Source organism: Streptomyces botrytidirepellens (assembly GCF_003721215.1).
GTDB lineage: Bacteria > Actinomycetota > Actinomycetes > Streptomycetales > Streptomycetaceae > Streptomyces > Streptomyces himastatinicus.
The window spans coordinates 17,153-35,615 of record NZ_RIBZ01000879.1 but is presented as its reverse complement, the minus strand read 5'-3'; the positions used below and the strand labels follow the sequence as shown (position 1 = coordinate 35,615).

Here is an 18,463-nt window from a genome sequence, read left to right as displayed (position 1 = left end):
GCCCGACCGCTTCCACGCAGTCCTCACCCTGGCCAGCACACTCATCTGGCTCACACCATGATCGACAAGACGTCCCCTAGGGGATTCCCTAGGTCTCCATGCGCAACCGTTCGGCGACTCCGGCTGTCCTGGTGGGTGTACATGAGGTAAACGCTCACCAACGAGCTGGAGGATCTGTGCGGTCCCGTTCTCTTTCCACCGTCGCGCGCTGCGCGACGGTGGTCGCGCTTGTGACCACCCCCGCCTTACTCGCCGCCCCCTCGGCAGGCGCCGCCGAAGCGCGCGCCACCGCCGCGGCCTCCGCGCCACGGGTCGACTTCAACAAGGATGGACGCGCCGACCTCGCCGTCTCCGCGCCGAGCGGCACCGTGGGCGGCCAGGCCAAGGCCGGTTACGTCGCCGTCGTCTACGGCTCGGCCTCCGGCGCGGACACCGGTCACCGACAGGTCGTCAGCCGGGCCACCGAGGGCGTCCCGGGTGACCCCGCCGCGTCCGCGCGCTTCGGGGACACCACCGTGGCCCGCGACCTGGACGGCGACGGCTACACCGACCTGGCGGTCCAGACGGGCAACAAGCCCGCCATCACGGTCCTGTGGGGGTCGGCGAACGGGCTTACCGGCGGCACCGAGCTGCCTGCCGGGGACGGCGACTCGTTCGGTTACAGCGCCATCGTCGGCGGCGACTTCAACGGCGACGGCCAGGCCGACCTGGTCGACACCGTCACCCTCAACGAGGGTACTGACGACGAGTCGGCCGGACTGCGCGTCCGCTTCGGCCCGTTCACCCGCGACGGCAAGGAGGCGGGCAGCACCGTCGGCGACACCGGCCGGTTCGACGTGCCGACCAGCCTGACCGCGGGCGACATCACCGGCGACGGCAAGGACGACCTCGTCTCCACCCACGCCTTCGAGGAGATGTCGCAGTCCACCCTGTTCTTCAAGGGCGGCGCGGAGCTGGCGAAGCCCGTCCACCTCACCGACGCCGCCTCCGCCGCCATCGGCGACGTCGACAAGGACGGCCGCGGCGACCTGGTTCTGCGGACCGTCCCGGGCAACGTCGTCGAGAACCTCCCGTACGACCACGGCACCCTCAAGGTCCTCTACGGCACCGCCTCGGGCCCGAGCACCACCCGCACCGCGACCATCGACCAGAACACCGCGGGCGTGCCGGGCGTCAATGAGGACGGCGACCAGTTCGGCTACTCGATCAGCGCCGACGACGTCAACGGCGACGGCTACGCGGACGTCGCGGTCGGCATCCCGTACGAGGACCTGGAGGCCGGTCAGACGGACGCGGGCAGCGTCGTCCAGCTGTACGGCGGCTCGGGCGGGCTGTCCGGAACCGGCGCCCAGGCGTTCACCCAGGACACCGCCGGGGTCCCGGGTGCCGCGGAGGCGGGCGACTACTTCGGCGCGGCGGTCCAGCACGCCGACACCGACGGCGACGGCAAGAGCGACCTGTCCGTGGGTGCCCCCGGCGAGGACGGCGCCCAGACCTCCAGCGGTGCCGCCTGGGCGCTGCGTGGCACGTCGGCCGGTCTCACGACCGACGGCATCGTCTCCTTCGGCCCCGACGGGCTCGGCGCCCCGGAAGCGGGCGCGGCCCTGGGCAGCGGTTTCCCGCGGTAACCCGATTGTCCCGATGCGTCGCGAACGCCGAACGATCCACTGACCGCCGCTAGTTGACGATTCTTCATGTCTACTGGACGGTAGTGTCCATGGCGACGCATGCGACGCGAGGCACCGCGACTTCAGGCATACGGAACGGCCGGTCCCGAGCGGGCCGTACAGGGCTGCTCGGGACGGCCGTTCTGCTGGTGGCCGCGATTGTGGCCCCGGGCACCCCGGCGGCCGCGGCCGAGCCGCCCTGGTCCGACGGGCGGGCCGCGGACGAGGTGACCACGGACGGGACCCGGTTCGCCGACGGCCACGGCCGCGAGGTCGTGCTCCGCGGCTTCAACGTCTCCGGCGAGACCAAACTGGAGGAGAACAACGGCCTCCCCTTCGCCACCGTCGCCGACGCCCGGAAGTCCGCCGCCGCGATGCGGAACCTGACCGGGGCGAACTCGGTGCGCTTCCTGCTCTCCTGGGCCCACGCCGAACCCCGGCCCGGCGAGGTGGACACCGGCTACCTGGAGCAGGTCACCGCCCAGATGAAGGCCTTCCTCGACGCCGGAATCCGGGTGTACCCCGACTTCCACCAGGACCTCTACTCCCGCCACATCTTCGACAAGGACAGCTGGTACAGCGGCGACGGCGCCCCGAAGTGGGTCGTCGACGCGGGCGGCTACGGCAAGGAGTCCTGCGGCATCTGCGCCCACTGGGGCCAGAACATCACCCAGAACCAGGCCGTCATGAAGGCCACCCGCGACTTCTGGGCCAACCGCGCCCTGACCACCAGCGCGGGAACAGTGCGCGTCCAGGACGCCTTCCTCGCCACCGCCGAGAAGACCATGTCCTACGTCGCCCAGCACCTCCCCGCCGACGCGTTCGCCCGCGTCACCGGCTTCGATCCGCTCAACGAGCCCTACGCGGGCGTCTACGACAACGGCCAGAACAGCCGCACCTGGGAGAAGAACGTGCTGTGGCCGTTCTACGAGAAGTTCCGCGCCCGCATGGACGCCGCGGGCTGGCGGGACAAGCCCGCCTTCGTGGAGCCCAACATGTTCTGGAACTCCAACCTGGACTTCCAGCGCCAGGAGGGCGGACTGCTCGACGTGGGGAAGCCCGGCTCCCGTTACGTCTTCAACACCCACTACTACGACCAGAAGGCCATCTCCGGCATCTTCATGCCCGGGAAGGCCGCCGATGGCCAGTACTCGACCGACTTCGGCGCCGTTCGCGACCGCGCCACCGCCCTCAACACCCCCGCGGTCATGAGCGAGTTCGGCCATCCGCTCACCGGCTTCACCTCCGACAAGGCGCCCACCGTCCTCAAGGGCATGTACCAGGCGCTCGACTCCCGCCTGCCCGGCGCCACCTGGTGGACCAAGCCCGCCGCCTCCGGCCCCGCCCTCTCCTCCAACCAGTGGCAGTGGGACATCTACAACGGCCGCCACCGCGAGGCGATGAACGGCAACACCGGCAAGATCCTCACCGAAGGCGACGCCTGGAACGACGAGGACCTCTCGGCCGTACGCCTCGACGACTCCGGCAACGCCCGGCTGCGCCAGGACGCCCGGCTGCTCGACCGCCTCTACCCGAGCGCGGTGGCGGGCCGCACGCTCGCGTTCACGTTCGAGGACCGCTCACGCGACGGCGGCACCACCCTCAGCTGGGACCGCATCCCCAGCTCCCTCCCCAACGTCGCCAAGCTCACCGGCTCCGGCCGCTACGGCCTGCTGGTGTGGCGCTCCGACGGCGACACCGACGCCCCCACCGAACTGCACCTGCCGCGTGACTTCGACCCCGCCACCACCACCGTCGTCTCCGACCTGGGCACCGTCACCGGCCCGCCCGCGTACACCGCCCAGGGGCACACCGCCGACCACCCCATCGCCACCGCGGCCGAGCCCGGCGGCACCGACGCCCGCCGTCTGGTGCTGTCGGTACCTGCTGACGCCGACACCGACTCCGGCACCCTGCACTACGCCCTGGTCGCCGACGGCACCGCCGCCCCCTCCGCGGAGCTGCGCGCCGCCGCCCAGCGGGAGATGACCCGATGGGCGGCGGACGCGGGATTCTGAGGACACCGGCCTCCATGCCACGTCACCAGCGGTGGTGCACCTGCGCGCGGATCCGCCGGTCGTACAGCTCGCCGATGGCGTCCAGGGTGGACTGCGGCAGCGGCGGCAGCGCCGCTGCCGCCGCGTTCGCCCGCGCCTGCTCGGGCGAACGCGCGCCGGGGATGACCGAGGTCACCCCCGGCTGCTGGACGATCCACCGCAGCGCCGTCTGCGCGGGCGTGGCGCCCTCCGGCGCCAGCTTCCCGAACTCCACCGCCGCCTCGACGCCCTCCTCGAAGTCCACCCCCGAGAAGGTCTCGCCCTGGTCGAACATCTCGCCGTGCCGGTTGTACGTACGGTGGTCGTCGTCGGCGAACAGCGTGTCCTTGGTGTACCGGCCCGACAGCAGACCGGACGCCAGCGGCACCCGCGCGATGATCCCCACCCCGGCCTCCGCCGCCGCCGGAACCACCCGCTCCAGCGGCTTGAGCCGGAACGGGTTGAGGATGATCTGCACGCTCGCCGTCCCCGGCCGCGCTATCGCCGTCAGCGCCTCCTCACAGGTCTCCACGCTGACCCCGTACGCCGCCACCCGCCCCTCGTCCACCAGCGTGTCCAGCGCGTCGAACACCGCGTCGGTGGCGTGCACCGAGGACGGCGGGCAGTGCAGCTGCACCAGATCGAGCGTGTCCACTCCCAGGTTGGCGCGCGAACGGTCGGTCCACGCACGGAAGTTGTCCAGCGTGTAGTTCTCCGCGGCCTGCGGCATCACCCGCCGCCCCATCTTGGTGGCCACGAAGATCCCGGCGTCCGGCCGGTCCCGCAGGAAGCGCCCGATGAGCTGCTCGCTGCGCCCGTCCCCGTACACATCGGCGGTGTCGAAGAACGTCACCCCCGACTCGACGGCCGCCTCCAGCACGGCCAGCGCGTCCGCCTCGCTGACATCGCCCCAGCCCGCGCCCAGCTGCCAGGTCCCCAGCCCGACGACGGAGACCTTGCGCCCGGTCCGGCCGCACACCCGCTGCTCCATGGTCACGCTCTCCTCCTGCGATTCCCGCGATCTCCTGTGATCTCCTGTGATGCGGCTCACCGTACCCTCACCGGCCGTGCGCGCGCCGTCGGCCTGTGCGCCGGGAACCGCCCTCTTACGAGCGACCCCGGGTGCCCGGTAGCGTGGCGGACATGCGTTGACGCCAGCCCCGCGCCCGGGGTCCGCCGGTCACTCCTTCGCCACCGCTCCCAACAGCCGACGAAGGAGAAACCAGCCATGACCACCCTGACCGTCGCCCTGCTCCAGCTCGCCCCTCCCGGCCGCGGCCTGCGGGCGAACCTCGCCACCGGTGAGGCCGCCTGCCGCCGGGCCAAGGCCATCGGCGCGGACGTCGCGCTCTTCCCCGAGATGTGGAGCAACGGCTACCGCGCGACCGTCGCCGACGAGGCCACCGGCGACCGCTACCGCCACCCCCGGCTGTGGGACGGGGCGCCGCCCGCACCGCCGCTGCCCGCGCCCGAGGCCGTTTGGGGCGATGAGGCGATCACCCGCGACGGGCCCTTCGTCACCCACTTCCGCGAGCTGGCGGCCGAACTCGACATGGCGATCGCGCTCACCTATCTGGAGAGGTGGGACGGGCCGCCGCGCAACACCGTCTCCCTCATCGACCGCCACGGCCGCCTCGCGCTCACCTACGCCAAGGTGCACACGTGCGCCTTCGACCTGCCCGAGGCCGTCCTCACCCCGGGGCACGGCTTCGAGGTGTGCGCCCTGGACACGGCGGCGGGCGAGGTCATGACGGGGGCGATGATCTGCTACGACCGGGAGTTCCCGGAGAGCGCCCGGGCCCTGATGCTCGCCGGAGCGGAACTCGTCCTCACTCCGAACGCCTGCGATCTGGAGATCAACCGGCTCAGTCAGTTCCGGGCCCGTGCCAGTGAGAACATGACCGCCCTGGCGATGGCCAACTACGCGGGCCCCGGCTGGGGGCACTCCATCGCCTTCGACGGCATCGCGTTCGCCGACGGGCGCTCCCGGGACATGCTCGTGGTCGAGGCGGGCGAGGCCGAGGGCGTCTACCCGGCGGTCTTCGACCTCGACGCGCTCCGCGACTACCGGCGCCGTGAGACGTGGGGGAACGCGTTCCGTCGCCCCGCCGCGTACCGCGCCCTGACGAGTCATGAGGTGCGCGAGCCGTTCGTCCGGGTCGATCAGGGCGGTGCCCGGCCGCTCGGCGGACACGCCCCCGACGCGTTGTCAAGTACCTACAAAAACATCATGTGAGCTGCGACGATTGCTGTCGGGGTACCGGGCGCGTAGGGTGTGCCGCATGTCAGCACTCAACGTGGAATTCAGCGATCGGGAACTTGAGGACCTCCGCCAGATCGCCAAGGAGCGCGGTACGACGATGAAGGCCCTCGTCCGTGAGGCGACCGTCGCCGACATCGCCCGCCACCGCGCCCTCCAGGAAGGCGCCGAGGTCTTCCGCCGCTTCTTCGCGGACACCGCGGACGCCTTCGCGGACGCGTTCCCGGACGACGAACACCGCCACCCGGGACAGGCCGCCTGACGATGCCGCCGCTGCACATCGACGTCCCCTGGCTGCTCCAGCGCCATGAGGAAGTCCTGCCCGAACAGCCGGCCATCTCCGACTTCTCGGTGCTGGTCGCCGCCGTGGCCCGGCACCGCGTCGACCCGCCGCGCCTGGGTGTCGATCCCGACCCGGCGTGGCGGGCCGCGGCGCTGCTGCACACGCTCGCCATGCTCCGGCCGCTCCCGGCGAGCAACGCGCGCTTCGCCAGCGCGACCGCCGTGGCCTACATGCACGCGTCCGGCGAGGGCATCGACCCGCCGTACGGCGCGCTGATCGACCTGGTCCGCGACATCCTGTCCGGCAAGGCGGACGTCTTCGACGCGGCGGGCCGCATCCGCTCCTGGCGCATCTGACCGCGCCGTTTCCGCTCAGTCCGCGGGAACCGAGGCGGCCTCGGCTGCCGGTGCCTCCGCCGCCTGGGCCCGTTCCGCCTCGGCGAGCAGGGAGTGGCCGGTGGACAGGACGACGATGCCGAGCGCCACGGCGGCGGCCCCCACGTAGAACGGGGTGTGCACCCCGGTGCGCTCGGCGAGCTTGCCCGCGGCGTACGGGGCCGGCCCGCCGCCGATGAAGCGGACGAAGCCGTACGCGGCCGAGGCGACGGGCCGTTCGACGGGCGCGACGGTCATCACCGCCTGGGTGGTGATGGTGTCATCGGCATTGCGGTCGGCCCGCTGCTCGGCGGGGAACTCGGCGGCATCAGCTGGCGCGGGCCGTTCTTCGGGGTGTCGCCGACGATCCCGTCGATGCCGCCGGACGCCCCCGCCGCCGCGCTGAAGAGCACGATCAGCACCAGTCCGGCGACCAGGGTGCGCTTGGCGCCGATGCGGCTGGAGACGAAACCGGTGACCAGCATGGCCACCGCCGTGACCACCAGATAGCTGGTGAACAGCAGCGACACCTGACTGGGCGTGGCCCGCAGCTTGCTGGAGAGGGCGGGCAGGATCGGGTCCACGAGGCCGATGCCCATGAAGGAGATGACACAGGCGAAGGCGACCGCCCAGACGGCCTTGGGCTGCTTGAAGGGGCTGAGGGTGCGGGGATCAGCGGACAAGTAGGGCTCCGTTCAGGAAGCGGAACTCCCCGGGGGCCTGCGGGTCCGCCCCGCGCTCGTCGCCAGCCGCTGGAGGGCGGGGGCGGCGGCGCGGACGGCGGTGGCGAGCGCCTGTTCGTCCTCGGGGGGCAGGGTGGCGAGCAGTCCGGCCAGCCGGGCGGTACGGTCGCGGCGCCGTTCGGCGAGCAGCGCACGCCCGCCGTCGGTGATGGCCACCAGCACCACGCGCCCGTCGTGCGGATCGTCGACCCGGGTCACCAGGGCCTGCCGCTCCAGCCGCTGGATCAGCTGGGTCATCGAGGGCTGGCTGACGCCCTCGTCGGCGGCGAGTGCGGTGAGCCGGGCCGGGCCCTCCCGGTCCAGGCGGCCGAGCGTGGAGGCGGCGGTGAAGCTGATGTCCCGGGTGGCCAGATGGCGCACCGCGAGAAGCGCCAGCCGCTCCAGCGCCTCCGCGACCTCCTCACGGGCCGCGGCGCCTTCTGGGTCCGGGGCTTCCGGCGAGCGTGACTGATGCATGTATTCCACACGTATATACGTATCACGGGTCTATATAGGCGGGCTATGCATCAGCGCCGGCCGATTCCGCCGGGCTCGGCGGAACGGGCTCAGCGGAAGATGCCGGTGTGGCCGAGGGAGTAGCGGCCCGGCTGCGGATAGACGGCCAGCCCGTGCGGGCCACCGCCCACCGGGATCCGGGCGCGGAGCCGCCCGGTGCGGGTGTCGATCGCGTACACCTCGCCGTTGTAGCGGCCCGAGAGCCACAGCACCTTGCCGTCCGAGGACACCCCGCCCATGTCGGGGCTGGTGCCGCCGGGCAGCCGCCAGCGGTCCGTGAGCCTGCCGGACTTGAAGGACAGCAGGGAGACGGTGCCCTCGCCGCGGTTGGAGATGTAGAGCGTGCGGGAGTCCCTGCTGACGTAGAGCCCGTGGGCGCCCTTGCCGGTGGGCAGCAGCCGGGGGCGGCGGAAGGTGTCCCCGTTCAGGACCCACACGCCGTTCGCCACCATGTCGGCGATGTACCAGGTCTTGCCGTTGGGCGAGATCTTGACGTCCTGCGGCATGGCCCCCGCGAGCGGCAGCCGCTGCTGACCCACCACCTTCATCCGGGCCGTGTCCACCTTCAGCAGTTCGCCCGAGAACTCGCACGAGACGATGAAGTACCGCCCGTCGGGGGAGAAGTCCGCGTGGTTGACGCCGAAGCACGTCACCGGCACCGACTTCACCACCCGCATGGTGTGCGCGTCCCGGAACACCAGGGCCCGGTCCTTGGAGGCCATCACCACGGCGTGCTTGCCGTCCGGCGTGAAGTACAGGTTGTACGGATCGTGGACGTCCACCGGGCGGCCCACCCGACCGGTCTTGGGATTGATCGGAGTGAGGGTGTTGCCGAGGTCGTTGTTGACCCACAGCGTCTTCAGATCCCACGACGGCACCACGTGCTGCGGCTGGTGGCCGACCTGGATGGTGCGCACCACCTTGTACGTCTTCGGGTCGATCACGCTCACCGTGTCCGACAGCGTGTTGGGCACGTACACCCGCGACGGGAAGCCCGTCACCGTGCGCGACAGCTTGTTCGGCCGGTCCGCCGCGTACAGGTCGTGCGGATCGAGCGGCGCGGGCATGCCCGGCAGCAGACGGGCCCGGGCGGCCTTCTCGGTCTTCTCGGCCGCGGACTGCGCACGGCCCGAGTGGTGCGGCGCCGCCGACTTCCGCGGGTGGGAGCCGTGGTCCGGGGAGGAGGCGCAGGCGGGCACCGCAGCACAGCACAGCAGCAGCGCCGCGGCCGCGCGCGTCGCGGTGCGGCGGCGCCCCGGGGCAGGCCGCGTCGTACGGCCCGAAGGGGTGGGGGTCGGGCTGGCCACGGACGTCCTCCAGCGGTGAGGGGAGCGCGGCCGTGCCCGGGCTGTGGCGGGGCCGTGGCCCAAGATTGTCACCGCCCCCGCACCCCGGCACCCGCCCACGTCCAAGCAGGTGAGCGGCGTACCGCCCGCGGCGTAGGATCGCGTCCGGCCGCGGGGAGCGCCCCGCGGCGAACCGGGCGAAAGGGCGGGCAGGATGCGCTTCGGACTGCTGGGCACCGGACACTGGGCGGCCGAGACCCACGGCGCGGCGCTCGCCGCGCACCCCGACGCGGAACTGGCCGGGATCTGGGGCCGCGACCCGGCCAAGGCGGCGGCGCTGGCCGACCGCTACGGCACCCGCGCCTATCCCGACGCCGACGTGCTGATCGCCGACGTCGAGGCGGTCGCCGTCGCCCTCCCGCCGGACATCCAGAGCGACCTCGCCGAGCGTGCCGCACTGGCCGGGCGCCATCTGCTGCTCGACAAGCCGGTGGCCTTCACCACCGCTGCCGCCGACCGGATCGTGGCCGCCGCCGAGGAGCGCTCGTCGGCCTCGGTGGTCTTCTTCACCCGGCGCTTCGCCGCGCCCATCGCATCGTTCCTGGACCGTGCCGCGGCGGCCGGAGGCTGGGACGGCGGCCGGGCCACCGGTTTCGGTTCCATATTCCGGACCGGCAGCCCCTACGGCGCCTCCCCCTGGCGCCGCGAACGCGGCGGGCTGTGGGACGTCGGGCCGCACGCCCTGTCCCTGCTGCTGCCGGTGCTGGGCCCGGTGGCCGAGGTCACCGCCCTCGACGGACCGCGCGGCGCCGCGCACGTACTGCTGCGGCACGACTCGGGCGCGGTCGGCACCCTCGCGCTCACCCTGGACGCCCCGCCCGCCGCCACCGGATTCGGCTGCGACTTCTACGGGGAACAGGGCACGGCCGAGGTGCCCGACCCCGGAACCACGGCGGTGGAGGCGTTCGGCGCGGCCGTCGACCGGCTGCTGCTGAGCGCCCGGGACGGCGTGGCCGACGCCTGCGACGTGCGGTTCGGCCGAGAGGTGGTCGCCGTACTGGAGGCCGCCGACCGCTCCCGCCGCGAGGGCCGCACCGCCGTACCGGGCCAGGGCCGCACGGCCGTACCGAGCTGAGCCCCCGGCTACGGCCGGAGCCGCCGGAGAATCCCCCGCATATTCCGGCGTGCGCGGGGGAACCGGGGGCCATGACCAAGCTCTGCCTACCGGCGGGCATCCGGGCCTGCCTGTTCGACCTCGACGGCGTGCTGACCCGAACCGCGGTGGTGCACGCGGCGGCGTGGAAGCAGATGTTCGACGAGTTCCTGCAACGCCGCGACGGCCCCTCTTTCCGCCCCTTCGACAAGACCACCGACTACGACGAGTACGTCGACGGCCGCCCGCGCGCCGACGGCGTACGCACCTTCCTCGCATCCCGGGACATCGACCTCCCCGAGGGCAGCGCGGACGACCCGCCCGACAAGGACACCGTCCAGGGGCTCGGCAACCGGAAGAACGCCCTCGTCCTGGAGAAGATCCGGGAGGAAGGCGTCCAGGCGTACCCCGGATCGGTGCGCTTCGCCGAGGCCGTACGTGACGCCGGGCTGCGCACCGCGGTCGTCTCCTCCAGCGCCAACTGCCGCGACGTGCTGATCGCCGCCGGTATCGAGCGCCTCTTCGAGGTGCGGATCGACGGCCTGGTCGCCGCCGAGCGGGGGCTGCCGGGCAAACCGCATCCGGACACCTTCCTGGAGGCCGCCCGGGAACTGGACGCCGCCCCCGCCGAGGCCGTCGTCTTCGAGGACGCCCTGGCGGGCATGGAGGCGGGCCGGGCCGGTCACTTCGGCTGCGTCGTCGGCGTGGACCGGGCCGGCCAGGCCGACGCGCTGCGCAAACACGGCGCCGACATCGTCGTCAAGGATCTCGCCGAGCTGCTGGAGGACTCCTCGTGATCACCGATGCCTCGTACGCCGTCGATCCCTGGCAGCTGCGCGAGACCGCGCTCCGCCTCGATCTGCTGCCGCAGAGCGAGTCCGTGTTCGCGCTCTCCAACGGCCATGTCGGCTGGCGCGCCAACCTCGACGAGGGCGAGCCGCACGGGCTGCCCGGCACCTACCTCAACGGGGTGCACGAGCTGCGCCCCCTGCCGTACGCCGAGGCCGGTTACGGCTATCCCGAAGCCGGGCAGACCATGATCAACATCACCAACGGCAAGATCATCCGCTTGCTGGTGGACGACGAGCCCTTCGACCTGCGCTACGGGCGGCTGCGCTCCCACGAGCGCGTGCTCGACCTGCGGGCCGGGGTACTGCACCGCACCTGCGAATGGACCTCTCCCTCGGGAACCAGCGTGCGCGTGCGCTCGACCCGGCTGGTCTCCCTCACCCAGCGGGCCGTTGCCGCGATCGCCTACGAGGTGGAGGCGGTGGACGCCGAGATCCGCGTCGTCGTCCAGTCCGAGCTGGTCGCCAACGAGCAGCTGCCGGAGCGCGGCGGGGATCCCCGGGTGGCCGCGGCACTGGAGAGCCCGCTGGAGGCCGAGGAGAACGACGCCGTCGACAAACGGCTGCTGCTGATCCACTGCACCGATGCCAGCCGGCTGCGGGTCGGCGCCGCCGCCGACCACCTGATCAGCGGACCGCCGCCCACCCGCCACGCCAGCGAGAGCGGCGACGACGTCGCCCGCCTCACCGTCACCTCCGTCCTCAAGCCGGGCGAGAAGCTGCGGCTGGAGAAGCTGGTCGCCTACGGGTGGTCCGGCGCGCGCTCGCTGCCCGCGGTACGCGACCAGGTCGAGGCGGCGCTCGCCGGGGCCGTCTCCACCGGCTGGGAGGGCCTGGTCGAACAGCAGCGCGCCTGGCTGGAGGACTTCTGGGCCCACGCCGACGTCGAGGTCGAGGGCGACGCCGAGATCCAGCAGGCCGTGCGGTTCGGCATCTTCCACGTCCTCCAGGCCGGTGCGCGCGCCGAGGAACGCGCCATCCCCGCCAAGGGCCTCACCGGCTCCGGCTACGACGGCCACTCCTTCTGGGACGCCGACACCTTCGTCCTGCAACTGCTGACCTACACCTTCCCCGAGGCGGTCGCCCAGGCGCTGCGCTGGCGCCAGTCCACCCTGCCCGCCGCCCGGGAGCGGGCGCGCCAGCTGGGCCACGAGGGCGCCGCCTTCCCCTGGCGCACCATCGACGGCTCCGAATGCTCCGCCTACTGGCCCGCCGGCACCGCCGCCTTCCACATCAACGCCGATGTGGCCGACGCCGTGGTGCGCTACGTCGCCGCCACCGGCGACGAGGAGTTCGAACGCGAAACCGGGGTGGAGATACTGGTGGAGACCGCCCGGCTGTGGCGCTCCCTGGGCCACCACGACCACCACGGCCGCTTCCACATCGACGGGGTGACCGGCCCGGACGAGTACAGCGCCATCGCGGACGACAACGTCTACACCAACCTCATGGCCCAGTCGAACCTGCGCGCCGCCGCGGACGTCGTGGAGCGCCACCCCGACAAGGGCTCGTTGCTGGGCGCCGACGACGAGGAGGCCGCGACCTGGCGGGACGCGGCCGAGGCCATGACGGTCCCGTACAACAAGACGCTGGGCGTCCACGAACAGTCCGCCGACTTCACCGGCCACCAGGAGTGGGACTTCCAGAACACCCACCCCAGCCAGTACCCCCTGATGCTCCACTTCCCCTACTTCGACCTGTACCGCAAGCAGGTGGTCAAACAGGCCGACCTGGCGCTGGCCATGTATCTGCGCGGCGAGTGCTTCACCCCCGAGGAGAAGGCCCGCAACTTCGCCTACTACGAGCACCTGACCGTCCGCGACTCCTCCCTGTCCGCCTGCGCCCAGGCCGTCATGGCCGCCGAGGTCGGCCATCTGCGCCTCGCCTACGACTACCTGGGCGAGGCGGCCCTGATGGACCTGCGCGACCTGGAGCACAACACCCGCGACGGCCTGCACATCGCCTCGCTGGCAGGCACCTGGATGGCGCTGGTCGCCGGGTTCGGCGGGATGCGGTACCGCGAGGGCAGCCTGTGCTTCTCGCCCAAGCTGCCGGAGAAGCTGGCCCGGCTGGCCTTCAGCGTGCAGGTGCTGCGACGGCGGCTGCGGGTGGAGATCACCGACCTCACCGCCACCTACACGCTGGTCGAGGGCGCCCCGCTGGAGATCCAGCACTACGGTCGGCCCATCACCGTCTCCGACAAGTCGCCGCAGACCTGCGACGTGCCCGAACAGACCGCCCGCGCCGAGCCCCGGCAGCCTCCGGGCCGCCGCCCGGACAGGCGCGCCTGAGCCGCCGTAAGGACAATGGAGGGCGTGGTGGACCCGCTGACGGCGCTGGACCGGATCGCGTTCCTGCTGGAGCGCGAGCAGGCCCCGACGTACCGCGTGCGCGCCTTCCGTAACGCCCAGGCGGCGCTCGCCGAGCTGTCGCCGGAAGAGGTGGAGCGACGGGTGGCGGCGGGCACCCTCGCCTCGCTCAAGGGCCTCGGCCCCAAGACCTCACAGGTGGTCAAGGAGGCGCTCAGGGGCGAGGTGCCCGCCTATCTCCGGAAACTGGAACCCGGCGGGGAGAGTGCTGACCGGCCCGACGCCGCCGCGGACGAGCTGCGGGCCGCGCTGCGCGGCGACTGCCATCTGCATTCGGACTGGTCCGACGGCGGTTCCCCGATCGAGCTGATGGCCCGTACCGCCGCCCGGCTGGGCCATGACTGGGCCGTGCTGACGGACCATTCCCCGCGGCTGACCGTCGCCCGGGGGCTCTCGGCGGACCGGCTGCGCGAGCAGCTGGAGGTGGTGGAGGAGCTCAACGAGACGCTGGCCCCGTTCCGGCTGCTGACCGGGATCGAGGTCGACATCCTGGTCGACGGCTCGCTGGACCAGGAGCCCGAGCTGCTCGACCGGCTGGACCTGGTGGTGGCCTCCGTCCACTCCAAGCTGCGGATGGACGCGCGTCCGATGACCCGCCGGATGGTGACCGCGGTCGGCGATCCGCGCGTCGATGTGCTGGGGCACTGCACGGGGCGGCTGCTGGGCGGCAAGCGGCCCGAGTCGGCGTTCGACGCCGCCGAGGTCTTCGCGGCCTGCGCGGAGTCGGGCACCGCCGTGGAGATCAACTGTCGGCCGGAACGGCTGGACCCGCCGCGTCGGCTGCTCCGGGAGGCCGTCCAGGCGGGGACGTTCTTCTCGGTCGACACCGACGCCCATGCGCCCGGGCAGCTCGACTGGCAGATCAACGGATGCGCCCGGGCGGTGGAATGCAGCGTGCCGAAGGAACGGATCATCAACACCTGGACGGCCCGGCAGCTGGGGGAGTGGACCCGTACCCGCAAGCCCCCGGGCCGTCAGTGATCCAGCTGTTCAGTCACGCCCGCCCGCGGGATCGAGAACGGCTTCGACGTCGATGGTGATGTCGACCATGTCGCTCACCACGACCCCGCCCCGGTCCACCGTGTCGTTCCAGGACACACCGAAGTCCTGCCGGTTGACCCGGCCCGTGGCGAGGAAGCCCGCCCGCCGCCGCGGCCCCAGGTCCCGGTCGCCCTCCCACCAGGGCGTGCCCCACTGCCCCAGATAGGTCACGTGCAGCGGCACCCGGCGGGTGACACCGCGCACCGTGAGGTCGCCCGCGACCTCGAACTCGGTTTCGCTCAACTGGGTGACGGCCGTGCCGGTGAACGTCCACGTCGGATGGTTCTCGACGTCGAAGAAGTCCGCGCTGCGCAGATGGGCATCCCGCTGCGGCTGACCGGTGTTCACCTGCGTTGCGTCGATGGTCGCCTCGATCCGGGCGTCCTCCGGCTTCTCGGGATCGACCTCGATCGAACCCTGAATGTTCTTGAACTGCCCGCGCACGTACGTGACCATCATGTGCCTGGCCCTGAATTCGGCGCCTGTGTGGCCGGGCTCGAAGAACCATCTGGTGATCGCCATAGCCGCTTCCTGACGTGTGATCCGCTCGGTCGTCCTGGAACGATCATGCGTCAGATGCGGGGAATCCGCCGCTCCGCACCCGCGCCGGATCCGGCGCGGGTGCGGCCATATGCGTCAGGACGACCGGTCGCAGCTGGTGACGCCCGGACGCCAGCGGCAGGCGATGGCGGCGAAGCCGCCGTCCTTCACCACCGGGACGGACACGGTGTCCCCGCCGCGCACCACCCGTGGCTCGCGCACCAGGCCGTCCGCTCCGTCGCGGACGAGGTCGACCAGCCACGTCCCCTGGCCCAGCCGCAGCGGCACGGCGGCGGTGTGCGCGTCGCCGGTGAAGATGCCGCCGATGAACCAGCGCTCGCCCTTGGCGCGCGCGAGCACCGCGCTCTCACCGGGGCGCCCCGCCAGCAGCCGGGTGCGGTCCCAGGAGGCGGGTATCTGCTCCAGGAAGCGCCGGGCCTGCGGACGGGCGTCGTACGACTCCGGGGTGCCCGCCAGGTTCTGGATCCCCGACTCGTACAGCACCGACAGGCCCAGCTCGCCCGCGTCCGAGGCCGCGTTGGGGCGCTCGGCGCGCTGGAAGGCGCCCGGGGTGAAGTCCATCGAGCCGATGACATTGCGGGTGAAGGGAAGCGTCGCCAGGTGCTCCGGGGTGTTCACCCGCTTCTCCTCGCCGTTGACGCCCTCCATCGTCATCACCTGCGGCCAGGTGCGCTGGATGCCCTTGGGGATGGTCGAGCCGTGGAAGTTGACGAGCAGATGGTGGGCCGCGGTGGCCGGAAGGATCTCGTCGTACCAGCGCAGCGTCTCCTGGGCCTCGGAGTCCATGAAGTCGATCTTCACCCCCTTCACGCCCCACTTCTCCAGGGTCGGCAGCCACTGCTCGCGCTCCTCCGCGGTGTCCAGATCGCGCTGGTGGATCCAGACCTGGATGCCGACCTTGCGTTCTTTGGCGTACCGGACCAGCTCCGGGATCCAGCTGTTGCGCTGCCAGTCGGGGTCGGTGACGTCCCACTGGTCCGGGTCGAAGTACCAGCCCGCGTCCACCACCACATACGGCCAGCCGCGGCGCGCCGCGTAGTCCACGTACCCCTTCTGCATCGACAGGCTCTGCCCGGCCGGACGCCCGCCCGCGAGCCAGGTCCACAGCGCGGGCCCCGGCCGGATCCACGAGGTGTCGGCGACCTTCGAGGCGGGAGCCAGATCGTCGGTGAAGGTGGACTCGGTGACGGTGGCCAGATCGCCCACGACCATCGCGCGCCACGGGGTGCTGAGCGGACCGTCGGACTCGACCCGCTGGTCCCACAGCCCGATGCGGTACGTCGGGCGGCCCTCCTCGTGGACCAGGCGGGCGGCGGAGTAGCGGCCGGTGAGGTCCGACTCGGCGATCAGGGCGTAGGTGCCGCCCGTCTCGAACAGGGCCTGCGCCATGTACTCACCGGCGGGCGCCGTCGCCGCGGTGTAGTGCTTGAACAGGTTCTCGTTGTCCTTGCGGTACGTGCCGAGCCACGCGTCCGCGTCCGCGGGCAGCGTGACCGCCGAGGTCTCGCCCAGCACATCACCGCTGCCGGACGGCAGGACGTAGCGGTAGGCGACCCCGTCGCCGGACACCCGCACCAGCACGTCCAGCCGGGCGCCGCCGTCGCCCCGGAACCGGAAGCGCGCCTCGGTCATGCGGAATGCGCGCGAGCGCTCCTTGCCGACCGTGGACCGGTACTGCCCGGCCACCGTCCGGTCGCTGCGGCCCAGGTACCGCAGCCCGCGCGACAGGTCCGCCCGCTCGGTGACGATGCCCACGGGCGAGGGCTCGACCACCGTACGACCGGCTCGCGACACCTGAAGCGTCAGTGCGCCCGAGGCCCGGTCGAGCCGTAGCCGGGCGAGCGGACCGGAGTCGGAAGCGCGTGGCGACGGCCCGCTCACCGTCCACGCGGAGTCCCGCACCTGCCCCTTGGCGCGCGCCGGGCCCGTGACGAACAGCGTCATGCCCAGTGCGGCGCAGAGGAGAAGGACCAGGGTGGAGCGTCTGACAGATCTCTCCATGTTTGCCTCCCGAGGCGAACACGTTACCGATTCATCCGATAACTGGGGAGGGGTGAGACCAAATGACGTGCTATCAAGCCCTAGGCCTGCTCCATAGATCCGATCTATCCACCCCATGGCACCCTGATAAACCCCACCAAAGGACCTGGAGAGAGGGGCACCGGCGATGAGCGACACGAACCCCCGTCAGCCCTCGGACCCCGCCCCCGCCGAACCCGAAGGCGGGGACGCCGCCTGCTGGCTGGACCGCGTCTGCGCCGCATGCGGCGCCATCCAGGACACCGCCCCCTTCGACCGCTGCCAGCGCTGCGGCGCGGACGCGGAGGACCGCTGACTCAGCTCCGCTCCGCGCCCCCGAGCCGCTCGGTCTCCCCGCCGAAGGCCAGATGCGTGGTCCGCGAGGCCAACAGCCACCGCCCCTCCACCCGGCGGAACACGTCCTCGTAGTGCCCCACATTGACCGGCGGCCGCGCCGGAACGATGCCCCCGCGATAGCCGTCGACCCGGTACGTCGCGAAGTACGACGTCGCGCGGGCCGTCGCCGCGGAGTCCACCGTCACCAGGACGTTGGAACACACCCGACGCGACAGCCGGTCCGCGGGCCGCGAGGCGAAATACTCCCGCAGCGCGTCCCGCCCCCGCACCAGACGATCCCCGGCGGGCCACTCCCATATCCCATCGACGGTGAACAACTCCGCCACCGTGCCCGGTTCCCCCAGATCGAGCCGCCGCAGGAACTCCACGAGCAGCCGCTCACAGGCGCGCTCGGCGAGCAGTCGCTCCAGCGGATCGAGTGTCCCGGTCTCCATCCCGCCTCCTGTCCGCAGCCCGCTCGGGGGCCGATTCAGCCGTCATGGTCGTACACCGTGACTCGGATGTTACGTGCCGTCAGCCGCCGCTCTATCAGGGGCTCGACCCGCGACCACCGGCCGCCCGCCAGTCCGCAGCCGATGCGCGGCATATGAACCGACGCACCCGTCTCGGCGGCCTTGGCCGCGAGCGAGCCCAGTGCGGTGTCGATCGCCTCGTACCGTACGGGAATGCCCTTGCTGCCACGGCGTATCCCGCGCTGCCCGACCATGTTCGCGACCCACAGATACGGCCCCACCCGGACGTACTGCACCGCGCCCAGCCCGAAGTCGTTGCGCGCCCGCTCACGGTGCCATTGGCGGTACGCCGCCTCGGGCTCCGGCCAGCGCCGTGACAGCGCCAGCACGAAGCCCTTCCCCCAGCCGCCCAGGTCGTTGCAGACATGGGCGAGGATCTTCACTCCCTTGCCGTGAGGCGAGGTGGCGTCCCCCCGGACATACTCGATCTCCGCCATGCCCTCACGGTACGGGGCACCA

The 18,463-nt window shown here is 72.0% G+C and carries 19 protein-coding genes; 10 read left to right on the top strand and 9 right to left on the bottom strand.

Going from position 1 to position 18,463, the window contains the following annotated elements; translation table 11 throughout:
* The first annotated feature begins 176 nt into the window (after positions 1 to 176).
* Complete coding sequence (locus EEJ42_RS48665; RefSeq protein WP_123108540.1) at positions 177 to 1,628, top strand: FG-GAP-like repeat-containing protein; 1,452 nt, start codon at positions 177 to 179, stop codon at positions 1,626 to 1,628.
* Positions 1,629 to 1,816: 188 nt separating this feature from the next.
* A complete protein-coding gene (locus tag EEJ42_RS48660) occupies positions 1,817 to 3,685 on the top strand; it encodes a cellulase family glycosylhydrolase (RefSeq protein WP_425473098.1) in 1,869 nt (622 codons plus the stop codon).
* Between the two features lie 22 nt (positions 3,686 to 3,707).
* On the opposite strand, the gene EEJ42_RS48655 is transcribed toward EEJ42_RS48660, so the two are convergent.
* A complete protein-coding gene (locus tag EEJ42_RS48655; RefSeq protein ID WP_123108544.1) occupies positions 3,708 to 4,694 on the bottom strand; it encodes an aldo/keto reductase in 987 nt (328 codons plus the stop codon).
* A gap of 237 nt (positions 4,695 to 4,931) precedes the next feature.
* Here EEJ42_RS48655 and EEJ42_RS48650 point away from each other — a divergent pair, with 237 nt between their 5' ends.
* The 3 genes from EEJ42_RS48650 to EEJ42_RS48640 are packed head-to-tail and all read left to right on the top strand — an operon-like array spanning position 4,932 to position 6,602.
* Positions 4,932 to 5,939, top strand: coding sequence for a carbon-nitrogen hydrolase family protein (locus EEJ42_RS48650; protein WP_123108538.1), 1,008 nt, complete (start codon positions 4,932 to 4,934; stop codon positions 5,937 to 5,939).
* A gap of 46 nt (positions 5,940 to 5,985) precedes the next feature.
* The gene (locus EEJ42_RS48645) at positions 5,986 to 6,225 is read left to right on the top strand and encodes a hypothetical protein (protein ID WP_123108537.1); all 240 of its coding nucleotides are present in this window, start codon (positions 5,986 to 5,988) and stop codon (positions 6,223 to 6,225) included.
* Positions 6,226 to 6,227: 2 nt separating this feature from the next.
* Positions 6,228 to 6,602, top strand: a complete 375-nt coding sequence (locus tag EEJ42_RS48640) for a toxin Doc (RefSeq protein WP_123108536.1) — start codon at positions 6,228 to 6,230, stop codon at positions 6,600 to 6,602.
* Positions 6,603 to 6,617: 15 nt separating this feature from the next.
* Here the strand turns inward: EEJ42_RS48640 and EEJ42_RS53660 are convergent, their stop codons facing one another.
* The 4 genes from EEJ42_RS53660 to EEJ42_RS48625 form a co-directional block, all read right to left on the bottom strand.
* Complete coding sequence (locus tag EEJ42_RS53660) at positions 6,618 to 6,878, bottom strand: hypothetical protein (RefSeq protein ID WP_246098009.1); 261 nt, start codon at positions 6,876 to 6,878, stop codon at positions 6,618 to 6,620.
* Positions 6,878 to 7,303 (bottom strand): MFS transporter, encoded by a 426-nt coding sequence (locus EEJ42_RS53655; protein WP_246098007.1) that lies wholly within the window; start codon positions 7,301 to 7,303, stop codon positions 6,878 to 6,880. Before EEJ42_RS53655 ends, EEJ42_RS53660 begins: the two co-directional genes overlap by 1 nt.
* A 12-nt stretch (positions 7,304 to 7,315) precedes the next feature.
* Complete coding sequence (locus tag EEJ42_RS48630; RefSeq protein WP_123108543.1) at positions 7,316 to 7,819, bottom strand: MarR family winged helix-turn-helix transcriptional regulator; 504 nt, start codon at positions 7,817 to 7,819, stop codon at positions 7,316 to 7,318.
* 89 nt (positions 7,820 to 7,908) lie between these two features.
* On the bottom strand, positions 7,909 to 9,165 hold the full coding sequence (locus EEJ42_RS48625; protein ID WP_246098005.1) for a YncE family protein: 1,257 nt from the start codon (positions 9,163 to 9,165) through the stop codon (positions 7,909 to 7,911).
* Between the two features lie 193 nt (positions 9,166 to 9,358).
* Between EEJ42_RS48625 and EEJ42_RS48620 the strand changes: the two genes are divergently transcribed.
* From EEJ42_RS48620 to EEJ42_RS48605, 4 genes are all read left to right on the top strand, one after another.
* Positions 9,359 to 10,279 carry a Gfo/Idh/MocA family protein gene (locus tag EEJ42_RS48620; protein WP_123108534.1) on the top strand — a complete coding sequence of 307 codons (921 nt, stop codon included), beginning with the start codon at positions 9,359 to 9,361 and terminating at the stop codon, positions 10,277 to 10,279.
* 71 nt (positions 10,280 to 10,350) lie between these two features.
* A complete protein-coding gene (locus EEJ42_RS48615; protein ID WP_123108533.1) occupies positions 10,351 to 11,094 on the top strand; it encodes an HAD family hydrolase in 744 nt (247 codons plus the stop codon).
* Entirely contained in the window at positions 11,091 to 13,436 is a 2,346-nt protein-coding gene (locus EEJ42_RS48610; RefSeq protein WP_123108532.1) for a glycoside hydrolase family 65 protein, read from the top strand. The genes EEJ42_RS48615 and EEJ42_RS48610 overlap by 4 nt, the downstream gene beginning before the upstream one ends.
* A gap of 27 nt (positions 13,437 to 13,463) precedes the next feature.
* Positions 13,464 to 14,495 (top strand): PHP domain-containing protein, encoded by a 1,032-nt coding sequence (locus EEJ42_RS48605; RefSeq protein WP_123108542.1) that lies wholly within the window; start codon positions 13,464 to 13,466, stop codon positions 14,493 to 14,495.
* Positions 14,496 to 14,504: 9 nt separating this feature from the next.
* On the opposite strand, the gene EEJ42_RS48600 is transcribed toward EEJ42_RS48605, so the two are convergent.
* Together EEJ42_RS48600 and EEJ42_RS48595 are read right to left on the bottom strand one after the other, a co-directional pair.
* The gene (locus tag EEJ42_RS48600) at positions 14,505 to 15,077 is read right to left on the bottom strand and encodes a YceI family protein (RefSeq protein ID WP_123108531.1); all 573 of its coding nucleotides are present in this window, start codon (positions 15,075 to 15,077) and stop codon (positions 14,505 to 14,507) included.
* A 114-nt stretch (positions 15,078 to 15,191) separates the two neighbouring features.
* Positions 15,192 to 17,117, bottom strand: a complete 1,926-nt coding sequence (locus EEJ42_RS48595; RefSeq protein ID WP_123108530.1) for a glycoside hydrolase family 97 protein — start codon at positions 17,115 to 17,117, stop codon at positions 15,192 to 15,194.
* 166 nt (positions 17,118 to 17,283) lie between these two features.
* Between EEJ42_RS48595 and EEJ42_RS51565 the strand changes: the two genes are divergently transcribed.
* On the top strand, positions 17,284 to 17,451 hold the full coding sequence (locus tag EEJ42_RS51565) for a hypothetical protein (protein ID WP_184503628.1): 168 nt from the start codon (positions 17,284 to 17,286) through the stop codon (positions 17,449 to 17,451).
* A 1-nt stretch (position 17,452) separates the two neighbouring features.
* Here the strand turns inward: EEJ42_RS51565 and EEJ42_RS48590 are convergent, their stop codons facing one another.
* Positions 17,453 to 17,926, bottom strand: coding sequence for a nuclear transport factor 2 family protein (locus EEJ42_RS48590; RefSeq protein WP_123108529.1), 474 nt, complete (start codon positions 17,924 to 17,926; stop codon positions 17,453 to 17,455).
* A 35-nt stretch (positions 17,927 to 17,961) separates the two neighbouring features.
* Entirely contained in the window at positions 17,962 to 18,441 is a 480-nt protein-coding gene (locus tag EEJ42_RS48585; protein ID WP_123108528.1) for a macro domain-containing protein, read from the bottom strand.
* Positions 18,442 to 18,463: the final 22 nt, after the last annotated feature.